The organism is Vibrio sp. L3-7, assembly GCF_963898195.1.
In the GTDB taxonomy this organism is placed as follows: domain Bacteria; phylum Pseudomonadota; class Gammaproteobacteria; order Enterobacterales; family Vibrionaceae; genus Vibrio; species Vibrio echinoideorum.
On the sequence record NZ_CAWQUW010000056.1, the window covers coordinates 186,184 to 202,369 of the forward strand.

The 16,186-nt window shown below is 46.1% G+C and carries 8 protein-coding genes; 1 reads left to right on the forward strand and 7 read right to left on the reverse strand.

Annotation, left to right across the window (positions count from 1 at the left end):
- Position 1: 1 nt before the first annotated feature.
- The 7 genes from AACW75_RS22530 to gltB (AACW75_RS22560) form a co-directional block, all read right to left on the reverse strand.
- Complete coding sequence (locus AACW75_RS22530; protein ID WP_145569867.1) at positions 2-955, reverse strand: cobalamin biosynthesis family protein; 954 nt, start codon at positions 953-955, stop codon at positions 2-4.
- Between the two features lie 10 nt (positions 956-965).
- A complete protein-coding gene (gene mtnN, locus AACW75_RS22535; protein WP_145569865.1) occupies positions 966-1,661 on the reverse strand; it encodes a 5'-methylthioadenosine/S-adenosylhomocysteine nucleosidase in 696 nt (231 codons plus the stop codon).
- Between the two features lie 127 nt (positions 1,662-1,788).
- Positions 1,789-2,217: a DUF1499 domain-containing protein gene (locus AACW75_RS22540; RefSeq protein WP_017072838.1), complete on the reverse strand. Its 429-nt coding sequence runs from the start codon at positions 2,215-2,217 to the stop codon at positions 1,789-1,791.
- A gap of 113 nt (positions 2,218-2,330) precedes the next feature.
- Positions 2,331-3,743 carry an FAD-dependent oxidoreductase gene (locus tag AACW75_RS22545; protein WP_029224738.1) on the reverse strand — a complete coding sequence of 471 codons (1,413 nt, stop codon included), beginning with the start codon at positions 3,741-3,743 and terminating at the stop codon, positions 2,331-2,333.
- 16 nt (positions 3,744-3,759) lie between these two features.
- Positions 3,760-8,223, reverse strand: a complete 4,464-nt coding sequence (gene gltB / locus AACW75_RS22550; protein ID WP_145569863.1) for a glutamate synthase large subunit — start codon at positions 8,221-8,223, stop codon at positions 3,760-3,762.
- A 398-nt stretch (positions 8,224-8,621) separates the two neighbouring features.
- Positions 8,622-10,091, reverse strand: a complete 1,470-nt coding sequence (locus tag AACW75_RS22555) for a glutamate synthase subunit beta (RefSeq protein ID WP_145569861.1) — start codon at positions 10,089-10,091, stop codon at positions 8,622-8,624.
- A complete protein-coding gene (gltB, locus tag AACW75_RS22560) occupies positions 10,091-14,638 on the reverse strand; it encodes a glutamate synthase large subunit (RefSeq protein ID WP_145569860.1) in 4,548 nt (1,515 codons plus the stop codon). The genes AACW75_RS22555 and gltB (AACW75_RS22560) overlap by 1 nt, the downstream gene beginning before the upstream one ends.
- 529 nt (positions 14,639-15,167) lie before the next feature.
- Between gltB (AACW75_RS22560) and AACW75_RS22565 the strand changes: the two genes are divergently transcribed.
- Positions 15,168-16,124 (forward strand): TIGR01212 family radical SAM protein, encoded by a 957-nt coding sequence (locus tag AACW75_RS22565; protein ID WP_017072842.1) that lies wholly within the window; start codon positions 15,168-15,170, stop codon positions 16,122-16,124.
- The last annotated feature ends 62 nt before the right edge of the window (positions 16,125-16,186 follow it).

The following is a 16,186-nucleotide window of genomic DNA, read 5'->3' on the forward strand; positions in this document are numbered from 1 at the left end:
TCTAAATCCCTTGGTGAACAAATAGTAAGATTAGGCTTTGTAAAAATATCCAGATAGCGATGCGGCCAAATAATAGCTTCTGAACCTGCGATAAATGCAGGGCTGATGGGGCGATTCTGCCGCCTAATTTTGCACGAATGGCTTTGGTATTGTCGTAAATCGCAGGGCCACCCAATGATAATTCCAGCTTGTTACCTACAGCGGTGATTAACCATGCCGGGCCTGGTAGTGGCCAAGATGAGCTTTGGACCAACATCATTTTAAATGTGTGTGTGGCTTTGTCACCACATACGATCATCAAAGCAAACAGACGCATCGGTATGAATTCGAGGATAGCGACTATCTTAATCGCTGTTGACCCGAATGGAGCAAATCGCTTGCGACTTGGTGACCAAGCTCGAGCTAACTCGACTACAAGGCGGTACATTAAAGCCGCAATTCCACCACCAATGGCGTACCAGAATAAAACACATACCACATTGCGAGCGTAACCCATGATGATGCTTTCTGCGGCGGCTTTGCCTAGGCCAAGTGATGAAAGTGATTCAGTCTGACGATTGACAACCGGAGCCAGTAACTGACGAGCAGCCGCTTTATCTTCTCGGCCAAGTGCTTTGATCAGTTGGTTTGTTAGCTTTTCATTGTTGCGCCAATCAATCGCCAGTAATAACAGCGCTAATTCAAACAGTTGAGATTGCCAAACCAGTGGTTGCAGTGCCAATAGAATAACCAGAGCCGGTAATACCATTAACCCCCAGGCTAAAGTGCCCGAGATTAAGCTCTGGGAATAATTTTGGTTGTTATTAACCTTGCTTGCTAAAAGCTCAGCAAACTTATGCCATAAGGTCGTGGGGTGTGCGGCATGGGGAATAGGTAAGATTAAATGAAAAAGCAGTGCTCCCCACATTACAAGGAGCACGCCATTTGCAAATACCTGATCAAACAGTGTTTGCATGTCTAGTCGCTTACTTTAGTAGGGCAACCATTTTGATAACCATTTCTGAAGAGCTTTGTGCTGCTAGTGGCAGGAACTCTTCGAAGCTCATTGGTGATTCTTTGTCTGCAACGTCAGAGATTGCACGAACAACCACGAATGGTACTTGGAATTGGTGACAAGCTTGAGCGATAGCCGATGCTTCCATCTCTACAGCAACGACAGATGGGAAGTGCTTGCGGATGAACGCTTGGCGTTCTGCAGTGCATACAAACGCGTCGCCAGTACAGATAAGACCACGAACGGCGTGTTTGCCTTCCATTTGTGCGAGTGCTTGTTCTGCAACAGCCATCAGTTTGTCATCAGCTTTGAACGCTGCAGGTTGACCTGCCATTTGGCCTATTTCGTAACCGAAAGCCGTAACGTCTGCATCGTGGTGACGAACTTCAGTCGAGATAACCACATCGCCAAGGTTTAGCGTTGAATCAAAACCGCCAGCAGAGCCCGTGTTCAGTACTACATCTGGTTGGTATTCGCTTAGTAGGATTGAAGTACCAACCGCTGCTGCTACTTTACCAATGCCTGATTGAAGCAAAACAACGTCAACACCATTTATCTGACCAGAGAAAAAGGTACAACCGCCTTTATTAACTTCAGTAATGTCTGAAATTGCTGCCTTTAGGATCGCAACTTCTTGCTCCATTGCGCCAATGATGCCGATTTTCATGTGTAGTCTCTTAATAAATAATATTTAAACAGTAGAGCGAAATTGTAGCATGGATAAGAAGTGTCGAGCGACTGCCCAGAGGCACTTCTCATCCGAATAGCAGCGATTTATCTGCGTATTCTTTTATCTATTTGATCAGGCCTTCGCTTTTTAAGCTAGCGCGAAGTTGTTCAGCTCGTTTTCGGTTCACACCAAAATCTGAGTGGCCAGTGCGAGACTCTGAACGCACGATCAGTTTGCCATCTACCGTTTTGAGCTCTAAATCATCGACAAAACGCATGATACGAGACGTACATTCAACTCGTAGATAGTCTTCCGTTTTACTGGCGGTTTTTGCGCCCGGTAAGGTGAGGGCAACTTGTTCAATCTGATCGAGAGTTACAGAATCTGACAGGGAAAATTCCGTTAAAGCATGTTGTTCACGGTTATCTTGAGTTGATACACAGTTGGGTTTATCACCACAAGGCGATGAGGTTCTATCTGTCATGGTTGTCACTCCTTGGCTACACGCAGTTAAGCCGACAAGGGATACAATGAGGAGAGCGGCTTTAGTCATAGTTATTTCCGTTTATCTATTTGTTATTGTGCATTTATGGATAAAGTTGTTCTATAAAAAAGGATCCAATAACGGATCCTTTTAATAGTAACGAACTTAGCGGTAAAGGAAACCTATACGTCTAAATAGTCCAAGATCCCTTCTGCGGCTTTACGGCCTTCATCAATGGCCGTAACCACTAAATCAGAACCTCGCACGGCATCACCACCTGCAAAGATCTTACTGTTGGTGGTTTGGTATTGAAACTCTTGTTTGCCGGGAGCCTTGATGCGTCCCCATTGATCGAGTTCAACACCAAATGGTTCTAACCATTCCATTGCATGAGGTTGGAAACCAAACGCCATGATTACCGCATCGGCTTCAAGAACATGCTCACTGCCTTCAACGGGTTCTGGACGACGACGACCTGCGTTATCGGGTTCACCTAGCGCTGTTTTCACCACTTTTACACCAGTTACGTGTCCGGATGAGTTGATTTCTAGTCCTAATGGTTGAAGGTTGAACATGAATTTCACACCTTCTTCTTTAGCATTCTTCACTTCACGGCGAGAACCCGGCATGTTGGCTTCATCTCGGCGATAAGCACAAACAACATTGGCAGCATGCTGACGAATTGAGGTTCTAACACAGTCCATCGCAGTATCACCGCCGCCAAGCACGACAACTTTTTTACCCTGCATGTCGATATATGGAGTTGGGTTATCGAGGCTCATTACTTTGTAAGTATTCGATACTAAGAAAGGCAAGGCATCGTAAACACCTGGCGCGTCTTCATTATCTAACCCTGCACGCATGTTTTTATAGGTACCAACGCCCAAGAAAACGGCATCGTAGTCATCAACTAACTGTTGAAGCTGAACATCTTTACCGACTTCAGTATTCATTTGGAACTCAACGCCCATGTCGCTAAAGATACGGCGACGGTTTTCCATGATGCCTTTTTCAAGCTTGAATGACGGAATACCAAAGGTCAGTAGGCCCCCGATCTCAGGGTAACGATCAAACACCACGGCTTTTACGCCATTGCGTACTAAAATATCTGCGGCGGCAAGGCCTGCAGGGCCTGCACCAATGATAGCGACTTTTTTATCAGTCCACTCTACATTAGACATGTCCGGCTTCCAGCCCATTTCAAAGGCTTTGTCGGTAATGTATTTTTCAATGTTACCTATCGTTACTGCGCCAAAGTCATCATTAAGGGTACAAGAGCCTTCGCACAGTCGGTCTTGAGGACAAACTCGGCCACATACTTCTGGCAAGCTGTTGGTTTGATGAGCAAGTTCAGCTGCTTCGATAATGCGCCCCTCATTGGCGAGCTTTAGCCATTGAGGGATATAGTTATGAACAGGGCACTTCCATTCACAGTAAGGGTTACCACAGTCTAAACAACGGTCAGCCTGCGCTTTGGCTTGTTGTTTCGTGAAAGGTTCGTAGATTTCTACGAACTCAATCTTACGTATTTTGATTGGTTTCTTCGCTGGATCTACGCGATTCACATCAATAAATTGGTATACATTCTGGCTCATTATTGGCTCCTTCCAATTATTGCGCTTGAACACGAAGTTCAGCAGAGCTGCGGCTTTGGTGGCCGAGCAAGGTGTTGAGATCTGCCGTCTTAGGCTTCACTAGGTAGAACTTCGGAATCCATTCATCGAAGTTCGCCAGAATAGTCTCAGCGTGCACTGAACCAGTCTCTTCTAAGTGCTCCGCAATCAAGCCGCGCAGATGTTCTTGATGGATAAATAAGTCAGATAACGAAAGTGCTTCGACCGATTCGTTGTTCACACGGCCTTGGAAGTCTTCATTCTTATCCATGACATAGGCAAAGCCACCCGTCATGCCCGCACCAAAGTTAACTCCGGTTGCGCCAAGAATGGCAACGATACCGCCAGTCATGTATTCACAGGCGTTGTCACCTGCGCCTTCAATTACGGCAACAGTACCTGAGTTACGCACACCAAATCGTTCGCCTGCGGTACCCGCTGCAAATAGTTTGCCTCCAGTCGCACCATATAAGCAGGTGTTACCAATGATGGTCGCCTCGTTACAAACAAAGGCTGTGCCTTGGTGAGGTTTGATAACCACCTTACCGCCCGCCATGCCTTTGCCGACATAGTCATTGGCATCACCCGTTAGATACAGTTCAACACCGCCGGCGTTCCATACCGCAAAAGATTGACCTGCTGTACCATCGAGATACAACTTAATCGGTGAACCAGCCATGCCTTGGTTACCGTAACGCTTGGCGATTTCACCAGAGATACGAGCGCCAATTGAGCGATCGGTGTTTATCACGTTGTAGTAGAGGCTGGTGGATTGACGTTTTTCAATTGCCTCGAGTGCGTCATCAAGGATCTGTTGGTTGAGCTGAGCTTTATCAAATGGCGCGTTTGGCTCGGTCCAATACAGTGGATGCCCCTCTGGAGACACTGGAGCTTCCAATATCGATGAAAGATCCAACTTACTCTGTTTCGCTGTGAGGCCTTGAACGGTTTCAAGCAAATCCGTGCGACCAATCAGGTCTGTAAGTTTTTCTACGCCAAGTTCAGCAAGGTATTGGCGAACTTCATCAGCTAAGCCAGTAAAGTAGTTCACCACCATGTCTGGTAAGCCTTTGAAGTATTCACGACGTAGGGTTTCATCTTGAGTCGCCACACCCGTCGCACAATTATTTAGGTGACAAATTCTCAAGAATTTACAACCCATTGCAACCATCGGAGCAGTGCCAAAGCCAAAGCTTTCAGCGCCTAAAATCGCGCCTTTGATAACATCGAGGCCAGTTTTCAAGCCTCCATCAACCTGTAAGCGAATCTTGTGACGAAGCCCGTTGGCTACTAGTGCTTGTTGAGTTTCGGCTAAGCCAAGTTCCCAAGGGCAACCTGCGTATTTTACTGAGGTTAGTGGGCTGGCTGCTGTACCGCCGTCGTAACCTGAAATGGTGATCAGGTCGGCATAAGCTTTCGCTACACCCGTTGCAATGGTACCAACGCCTGGCTCTGACACTAACTTAACTGAAATCAATGCTTTAGGATTGACTTGTTTAAGGTCGAAAATAAGCTGTGCCAAATCCTCGATAGAGTAGATATCATGGTGTGGAGGAGGGGAGATCAGTGTTACCCCTTGCACTGAGTATCTAAGTTTAGCTATTTCTGCGGTGACTTTATGTCCCGGCAGTTGACCGCCTTCGCCCGGCTTCGCACCTTGAGCGACTTTGATTTGCAGAACATCCGCATTGGTTAAGTAATGTGGCGTCACACCAAAACGACCGGAAGCTATCTGCTTGATACGAGAATTACGATCAGTACCAAAGCGTCTTGGATCTTCACCACCTTCACCAGAGTTGGAGTAGCCACCTAAACGGTTCATCGCCATGGCTAGTGCTTCATGAGCTTCAGGGCTCAAGGCACCAATCGACATGGCCGCTGAGTCGAAGCGTTTAAACAGATCGCTATTAGGCTCTACTTGTTCTAGTGGCAGAGGATGGTCGGCTTTTTTGAGGCTCATTAAGTCGCGTAACATCGCTGCTGGTCTGGCATTCACTTGCTTAGCAAAGGATAGGTAATCCGATGTTTCACCTGTTTTAACGGCAGTTTGTAGCGTGCCAACAACGTCTGGGTTATAGGCATGATATTCGCCGCCATGGACGTATTTAAGTAAACCGCCATGTTCAATTGGTTTACGTTTGGTCCATGCCTTGCGAGATAAATTATAGATATCTTGTTGGAAATCGCTAAAGCTAGCGCCTTGAATACGAGTAGTAACGCCCCGGAAACAGAGCTCAACTACATCATTATGTAGGCCAACGGCTTCAAACAACTGCGAACAGCGATAAGAGGCAATCGTTGAGATGCCCATCTTCGACATGATCTTATACAGACCTTTGTTGATGCCGTTTCGGTAATTTTGCATTGCTGTGCGGTAGTCTTTATCTAAAGAACCATCATCCAACATTTTACCTAGCGCTTCATAAGCAAGGTATGGATAAACTGCCGTTACACCGAAGCCAAGTAGCACTGCGAATTGGTGCGGATCACGAGCGGTTGCTGTTTCAACCACAATGTTGGCATCACAACGTAGGTTGGTGTCTGCAAGCCTAATCTGTACGGCACCGACTGCCATCGCTGCTGGTATTGGGAGCTTACCTTTCTCTAAACCTTTGTCCGATAGTACAATCAGAACGGCGCCTTCACGCACCTCTTGCTCTGCACGATCACACAAGGCTTTTATCGCTTGTTCGAGATCTTGATGACTCGGGTCATAGTGCATGCTGAGCATGACGTGACGATAATGCTTTTGATTCAATTGAAGAAGCTGCTGCATATCTGAATAAAGCAGAACTGGAGAATCAAATGTCACGCGGTAGGCGTGGCCGTCTGTCTCACAGAATACGTTCATCTCTTGACCAATACTGGTCGCCAGAGACATAACGTGTTTTTCACGCAGTGGGTCAATCGGTGGGTTGGTTACCTGAGCAAACTTTTGACGGAAATAATCGGTGATTAGGCGCTCTTTAGAAGACAGTACCGCCATTGGCGTATCATCGCCCATTGAGCCGACGGCTTCTTGTCCCATATCACCAAGAACACGCAACACTTGGTCTGACTCTTCGTTGCTCATTGCAAATTGTTTTTGATACGTCTTTAGCGTGTCATCGTCAAAGTTACGCTTACCGACTTGATCATCTGGTAACTCGGAAAATGGTGTTAATTTGTGAACGTTCTTATCCATCCACTCTTTATATGGGTGACGGCCTTTAAGATCATTGTCGATCTCGTTCGATTGCCACAGTTTACCGCGACGAGTATCAATAACGAGCAGTTCGCCCGGTCCCACTCGACCTTTTTCGGCAACTTCATCAGGTGCATAGTTCCAAATACCGACTTCAGATGCCAAGGTAATTAGGTTGTCTTTCGTTATGACATAACGCGCTGGACGCAAGCCGTTCCTATCTAGATTACACGCCGCGTAACGACCATCAGAAAGAACGATACCGGCAGGGCCATCCCACGGTTCCATATGTTTGGAGTTGAAGTCGTAGAAAGCGCGCAGCTCTGGATCCATGTCTGGGTGATTTTGCCAAGCAGGCGGCACGAGCATACGCATCGCTCGGAATACATCCATACCCCCGGCAAGGAACAGGTCGAGCATGTTATCTAGGCTTGATGAATCTGAGCCTGTCTCATTCACAAAGGGTGCGGCCGTTTGTAAATCGGGCAGCAGTGGTGAAGAGAATTTATAGGCACGAGCTTTAGCCCACTGACGGTTACCTTCGATGGTATTGATCTCACCATTGTGCGCCAAATAGCGGAATGGCTGAGCCAGTGGCCAACGCGGCTGAGTATTGGTTGAGAAGCGCTGGTGGAACAGGCATATCGCCGATTCCATACGTAAGTCAGCAAGATCGAGGTAAAATCGCGGAAGATCGGCCGGCATACATAAGCCTTTGTAAACCATGACTTGTGTCGAAAGGCTACAAATATAGAAATCTTTGTCTTCGGTGATCTGTTTTTCAATTCGACGACGAGCGATGTAAAGGCGTCGTTCAATATCGCGTTCACGCCAACCTGCGGGTGCCGAGATAAACACTTGCTGAATATTGGGAACGGAATCTTTTGCGATTGGACCTAGCACATCTGTGTTGGTCGGCACTTCACGCCAACCAGCAATAGTTAAGGTTTCTTGAGCGAGCTCTTTATTGACGATGTCTTGAGCAGATTGTGCTTTGATTGGATCTTGGCTGAAGAAAATCATGCCGACAGCGTATTGCTTGCCGAGATTGAAGTTATTTTCTTCTGCAATAATTCGGAGGTATGAGTCTGGTTTTTGTAGTAATAAACCACAGCCATCTCCGGTTTTACCATCCGCAGCGATACCACCACGGTGTGTCATACGATCGAGGGCTGAAATAGCAGTTCGTACCAACTTATGACTCGGTTGGCCTTCCATTTGCGCTATTAAACCAAATCCACAGTTGTCTTTTTCAAGACTAGGATCATATAGAGCCATTGCAATTCTCCCTTTTGCTTCTCTGTCATCCAGACAGTAAATGACTAACTATTCATATACTTGTTATTTTTCTAGCTAGTTAAACGTTATTGGTAGTGTTAACAAAACCCAGTGGTTTTATTTTCATCAGCTTTACAACGTATAGCTAATCGTGTTTAAGGTCAAGTTCATGGTTAATTATCATGCATAAACGCGATTAACCACGTAATAATCTAGAATAGTAGAGTTATATCAAAGGGATACAAAGTTGATTGTTAACGTGATTTAACAAAACTTGTAAAGGCAAGGAAAGTGACAGATAGAAAAAAGGCTAGCATCGAGTGCTAGCCAAATATAAAAGTTAGGAAGGGTGTTACTTTTTCCCTAAGCTAACGTCAGTGACGTTAGCCCGAGAAATATTATGCGGAAAGCATGAGTGAATCAGCTTTCGCTTCTAAGTTTGAGTTACCCATTAAGAAGTCATCAATAGCAATTGCACATTCGCGACCTTCGTTAATACAACGCACAACCAGAGATTGACCAGTACGCATATCACCTGCAGCGAAAACGCCTTTCTGGTTGGTTGCGTAGCCTTGAGAAGCAACGTTACCGCGCTCGTCCAGTTTAATATCTAGTTGAGCAAGCACGCCAGTTGGTTCTGGGTGTAAGAAGCCCATTGCTAGGAACGCCATATCACAAGGAATAACGCGTTCAGAGTTAGCCACTTCATCAAAACCCGGACGCTCACCTGGTTTCGCATCTTGCCAAACGATGTCAGCAATGCGAAGTCCGGTTACATTACCGTTATCGTCAGAGATGAACTCTTTAGTCAAGATGTTCCAATGACGCTCACAACCTTCTTCGTGAGAGGTCGTGGTCTTCATGATCATTGGGTACTGAGGCCAAGGCATATTCACAGGGCGCTGCTCTGGTGGGATCGGCATGATCTCAACCTGAGTAATGCTTGCTGCTTTATGACGGTTTGATGTACCAACACAGTCAGAACCAGTATCACCGCCACCGATAACCACAATGTGTTTATCTTTAGCGTGAAGCTCTTTTGTTTTTAGATCTAGGTCGTTGGCACGGCGGTTGTTTTGACCAAGAAACTCCATGGCAAAATGAACGCCTTTAAGCTCACGACCTGGGATTGGCAAGTCACGTGGGACAGTAGAACCACCAGTGAGCAGGACCACATCAAACTCTTGACGTAGCTGTTGTGCGTTAACATCAACACCAATGTGTTGGTTTACTTTAAACTCAACACCCGCTTCAGCCATTAAGTTGATCTTACGATCAATTACGTCCATACCCAGTTTGAAATCTGGGATACCAAAACGCAGCAGACCACCGACTTTTTCGTCACGTTCAAATACCGTTACTGAGTGACCCGCGCTGTTTAGCTGCTCAGCTGCGGCTAGGCCAGCAGGGCCTGACCCGATAACTGCTACAGATTTACCTGTGCGAGAGCGAGGCGTTTTCGGTTTTGCGTACCCTTCACGGTACGCCGTTTCAACAATCGTTTTCTCGATATTACAGATAGTGATTGGATCTTGGTTGATACCCAGAACACACGCACTTTCACAAGGAGCAGGGCACACGCGACCCGTAAACTCAGGGAAGTTATTGGTAGAACTTAGAATGTTCCAAGCTTCTTCCCAGCTGTCACGATAAACCGCATCATTGAATTCTGGGATGATGTTACCAATCGGACAGCCGTTGTGACAGAAAGGTACGCCACAGTCCATACAACGAGATGCTTGAGTATTGATCTTTTCACCAAACTCTTCGTTAAGTACGAACTCTTTGTTGTCTTCGATACGAACAGATGGGTCGAGCTTCTTTGGAAGCTCACGACCGTGTTCTAAAAATCCAGTAGGCTTACCCATTATACTGCCTCCACTTCTTCCGTTTGTGCCTGTTGTGCTTCAGCTTTACGCTTTTCAAGAACCGCTTTGTAGTCACGTGGCATTACTTTAGCGAGTGATGCAACGCTTGCTTCAAAGTTGTCTAGGAAAGACTGAGCAACTTCACTTCCTGTGAATTCAACATGCTTCGTTAGCATATCGAGTAGAAGATCTTTATCTTCTTGTTCAATTGGATCGATGTCTACAAGCTCTGCGTTTAGCTTAGTTTCGAAATCGCCTGCTTTATCCCAAACATAAGCGACACCGCCACTCATACCTGCAGCAAAGTTACGACCTGTTGAACCTAGGATAATGGCAACACCGCCAGTCATGTATTCACAACCGTGGTCACCAACACCTTCAACAACAACCTTCGCACCAGAGTTACGAACACAGAAACGTTCGCCAGCCATACCGCGAATGAAAGATTCACCAGAAGTTGCGCCGTAGAAACAGACGTTACCAACCACGATGTTATCTTCAGCAACGATAGAAGATCTTGCGTCTGGGTACAGTACTAAAGTACCGCCAGACAGACCTTTACCCCAGTAATCGTTCGCGTCACCTTCAACTTCGAACTTCACGCCTTTCGCAAGGAATGCACCGAAAGACTGGCCTGCACTACCGTGGAACTTAACGTTCATTGGTTGTGGTAAACCTTGGTCTTTGTAAACCTTTGAGATTTCGTTCGACAGCATCGTGCCTGCTGAACGGTCCGTGTTGATGATAGGGAACTGAGCGGTAACCGCTTCACCTTTCTCAAGCGCTGGGATTGCAGCCTGAATCAACTTACGGTCTAGAACGTCCTCAAGATTATGATTCTGTGTTGTCTGGTTGTAGATACCATCTTCTGCACGAGCCTGCTCAATGTGCAGTACCGGTGTTAGATCTAGGTTCTTGTACTTCCAGTGACCGATGTCATCACGAACTTTAAGTTTGTGCGATTGACCAACCATCTCATCGATAGAGCGGAAGCCAAGTTCAGCCATGACTTCACGTAGACCTTCAGCCATGTATTGGAAGAACGTTACTACGTCTTCTACGCGGCCGTCGAAACGCTCACGAAGAGTTTTGTTCTGTGTTGCGATACCAACAGGGCAGGTATTCTTGTGACACTTACGCATCATGATACAGCCTTCAACAACTAGAGCAGCTGTTGCTACGCCCCATTCTTCAGCGCCAAGTAACGTTGCAACTGCAAGGTCACGTGGTGTTTTCATCTGACCATCAGACTGAACAACGATACGGTTACGTAGGCCGTTTTTCAGTAGTGTTTGGTGCGTTTCAGCTAGACCCAGCTCCCAAGGCAGACCAGTGTGACGGATAGAAGACATCGGAGATGCCCCCGTACCACCATCAAAACCTGCAATAAGTACCACGTCAGCTTTCGCTTTTGCTACACCCGATGCAATCGTACCTACACCTGCTTCCGATACTAGCTTCACATTTACACGGCCATTACGGTTCGCGTTTTTCAGATCGTAGATTAGCTGAGCCAAATCTTCGATTGAGTAGATATCGTGGTGTGGCGGTGGCGAAATAAGACCTACGCCCGGAGTCGAGTGACGCGTTGCGCCAATCCAATCATCTACCTTATCACCAGGTAGTTGACCGCCTTCACCAGGTTTCGCACCTTGAGCCATCTTGATTTGAAGCTCATCAGCGTTAGATAGGTAGTAAGACGTTACACCAAAGCGGCCAGAAGCCACCTGTTTGATTGCTGAACGTTCCCAGTCGCCGTTTTCTTTGCGTTCGAAACGTGCTGGATCTTCACCACCTTCACCTGAGTTCGACTTCGCGCCAATGCGGTTCATTGCAACAGCGAGTGTTGAGTGAGCCTCATGCGAGATAGAGCCAAAGCTCATTGCACCAGTAGCAAAACGCTTAAGGATTTTTTCGATTGGTTCTACTTCAGCTAAAGGAACTGAACCCGCTGGATTCTTGATGAAATCAAGTTGGCTACGTAGCGTTGCTGCGTTGTCGCCTTGGTCATCGACTGCTTTAGCGTATTTCTTGAATTGGCCGTAATCTTTGTTACGCGTCGACTCTTGAAGTAGAGAAATGGTTTCTGGGTTAAATAAGTGTTTCTCACCACGTTGTTTCCACTGGTAAACACCGCCAACATCAAGGATCTGAGCTGGGATTTCACGAGCAGGGTAACCAACACGGTGGCGAACCAGTACTTCTCGTGCGATATCATCGATCGTTAGACCTTGGATACGAGAAACAGTACCCGTGAAGTATTTTTCAACCACTGATTTGCTCACACCAAGTGCTTCAAAGATTTGTGCACCGTGGTAAGACTGCAGCGTAGAGATCCCCATCTTAGAGAAGATCTTCAGTAGACCGCCGTTCACACCTTTACGGTAGTTATCGAATAACTCACGTGGGTGTACGTTTGGATCTAGCTTTTTAGTACGTTGCAGTTCAACAATCGTTTCGATAACTAGGTATGGGTTAACTGCGTTCGCACCGTAACCGATAAGCGTTGCAAAGTGGTGAGTTTCACGAGCATCGCCCGTTTCAACTACGATGTCACACTTAGCTCGTAAGCCCTTGCGGATTAGATGGTGGTGAACTGCGCCAACAGCCAGCATTGCTGGGATAGCGGCGTGGTTTGAGTTAACCGCACGGTCAGTCAGTAGAATGATAGAGTAGCCGTCAATCACTGCATCTTCAGCGTATTGGCAGATACGTTTAAGTGCGCGCTCTAACTTACCTTGGTCTCCGTTCGCTTGGAATACGATATCCAGCGTCTTCGACTGAAGGTGCTCATTATCGATTGCACGCAGTTTTTCTAGCTCAGAGTTAGAAAGAACAGGAGACTCAAGTTCCACTTTTTGACAGTGTTCAGGTGTTTCAGCAAGTAGGTTCTGATCTTTACCTAGGTAAGTATTCAGAGACATAACCATACGCTCACGAATCGGGTCGATCGGCGGGTTAGTTACTTGTGCAAACAGCTGTTTGAAGTAGTTTGAAAGGTGCTGCGATTGATGAGAAAGAATCGCGAGCGGCCAGTCAGCACCCATTGCAGAAAGTGGCTCGTAGCCTGTTTTTGCAAGAGGGAGAATGATTTCGTTTACTTCTTCAGAGCTCACACCAAACGATTGTTGTTTGTGTAGCAGTTTCTCTGGAGAAGGTTGGTTAAACTCGTTGCTCGCATCTGGTAGCTTTTTCAGGCTCAGAAGATTCTCTTCAACCCATTTCTCGTAGGGTTGAGATTTAGCGATACCGTCTTTCACTTCTTCATCAGAAATGATGCGGCCTTGCTCAAGGTCAGCAACGAAGATACGACCAGGCTGCAGACGACCACGGTATTCAACGTTTTCTGGTGCGATTTCTACTACGCCAGACTCAGACGCCATTATTAGGAAGTCGTCTTTTGTCACTGTGTAGCGAGAAGGGCGTAGACCGTTACGGTCAAGTGTTGCACCAACTTGAACACCATCGGTGAAACATACTGATGCCGGGCCATCCCATGGTTCCATTACGTTCGCGTGGTACTGGTAGAACGCACGACGAGTTGGATCCATGTTTTTGTTTTCTTGCCATGCTTCAGGGATCATCATCATCAATGCATGCGGCAGAGTACGACCTGAAAGAACAAGTAGCTCAAGCGCCATATCGAAGTTTGATGAATCCGAACTACCTTCCTGACAGATAGGAAGCAGCATGTCGATTTCAGCTTGTGTGAAGAGATCCGATTCAAGGATCGCTTCACGCGCTTTCATCCAGTTTAAGTTACCGCGAACCGTATTAATTTCGCCATTGTGCGCGATGTAACGGAAAGGCTGAGCTAGACGCCAACGTGGGAATGTATTGGTAGAGAAGCGAGAGTGTACTAGTGCTAGAGCTGTCACCATGGTTGGGTTTTGCAGATCTAGGAAGTACTGAGGAACTTGTTCTGTTGTTAGCTGACCTTTGTACACCAATGTCTTGTAAGACATAGAGTTGATGTAGAAGTCATCACCAATGTTTGACACGCTTTCTAGGCATACACGAACAGTGTAGTTACGTAGAACATACAGTTTTCGCTCAAGCTCTTCTGGTGTAATACCAGGGCCGCCAGAGATAAAGACGTGTTCAAATTGAGGTTCAGTGCTTAGTGGGTCAGCACCAATCATTGAATTGTCAGTTGGAAGTTCACGGTAACCGATAACTTCTAACTCTAGGCGCTGTGCATTGCGTTCTAAAATGTCACGACACTGTGCACGTTTGTGTTCATCTTTAGGGAAAAGTACAACACCAACACCATATTTTTCAAAAGATGGCAGTTTAATTCCAAGCTTAACGGCTTCTTCTAGTAAGAATTCGTGAGGCTTCTGTAGCAGGATACCTGCACCATCACCAGAACACGGATCGCAGCCTTGGCCGCCACGGTGTTCCATACGTGCAAGCATATCGAGTGCTTGAGTTACTACATCATGAGATTTGCGATTCTTAAGATGAGCAACAAAACCGATACCACAAGCGTCATGCTCCAATTCAGGAGTATACAGACCCTGTGAGTTCTGCTCTTGATCTACCATAGATACATCCTTCCAGTTAAATCTAGGCGCAACTTATTTGTATAAAGTCAGCCTTGTCCTTTTATATTTATGGGTCTAAACCTGCCTATGCTGGCGGTTTGAATCCTTTCCGTATCTCGCAGGAAAAGTATTGCGAGAAAAACAATCCTTAGTGATATCCGTTTATTTTTAATCACAAACTAGTGGTTTATATAGGTGGGATATGGGTATCACCGACTTATTAACAAGTTTTCGTTGTAAGTAAATACTCAAAAACAGCCAATATGTGTAAGTATCCTACAATTTTGTCTAGGCGAATTGCAATGAAAGTTGACCCATGTAGACCATTTTTTTCGTTTTATTTTGAATTTAATGCCCAACAAATGTGCAACATTAGGCAAATAGAGCCGATTTTTTGCATGTTTATTGATATTTGATAGGTTGCTCGCAAAAAGCCTTGCGTAAACTAATTGGTCGAATTTTGCAGGGATGTAATTTTTTTTCAAAAAAAGACTGATATTCATTCTTATTTACTGAGCACTTTGAAAATATGCAATTACACGAGTTGGTTAATACTATCGGCCAAGATCTTCAGCGTCGTTACGGTGAGAAGGTTCATAAGCTGACACTTCATGGTGGTTTTAGCTGCCCAAATAGAGACGGAACGATAGGTCGGGGTGGATGTACCTTTTGTAATGTCGCTTCATTTTCCGACGAACAAACTCAAATTCAAAGTATTGCTGATCAGTTAAAAGATCGTGCGGGCGAGATTGCTCGTGCGAAGAAGTATCTCGCCTATTTTCAGGCGTACACCAGCACTTATGCTGAAGTACAAGTGCTTAAAAATATGTATGAAGAAGCGCTTAAAGCACCAGGTGCCGATATCGTAGGTCTTTGTGTTGGGACAAGGCCAGACTGCGTGCCAGACTCAGTATTAGAACTTTTGGCGGGTTACGTTGAGCAAGGTTATGAGATTTGGCTTGAACTTGGTTTGCAAACAGCCAATGACAACACTCTGAAACGGATTAATCGTGGTCATGATTTTGCGGTGTATGAAACGATCACTCAGCGCGCACGAGCTTTAGGTATCAAAGTGTGTACGCACCTTATTGTCGGCCTGCCAAAAGAAACCAAAGCCGATAATCTTGAAACGTTAGACAAGGTGTTAGCCGTTGGCACTGATGGTATCAAGCTTCACGGCCTTCATATTGTTGAGGGCAGTACCATGGCTAAAGCTTGGAAAGCTGGCAAACTCGAAGCTCCGACTTTGGAAGAGTACATTGATATCGCCAGTGAAATCATACAGAGTACGCCAGCGAATGTGGTTTACCATCGTGTCTCTTCAGCCGCTCGTCGCCCGACTCTTCTTTCTCCGTTATGGTGTGAAAACCGCTGGTTAGCTATGACAGAAATTGGTCGTGCGCTTGATAAAACCGGTGCGCAAGGTATTAAAACAGGTACGGCTTTCGAGTACACATTACCTGTACTAAATAGCGCTAATCTATAGAAATAGGTGAAAGTCGGTAACAGCAGATAAAACCAACAAATAGTGGTAACATTTCCCTCACA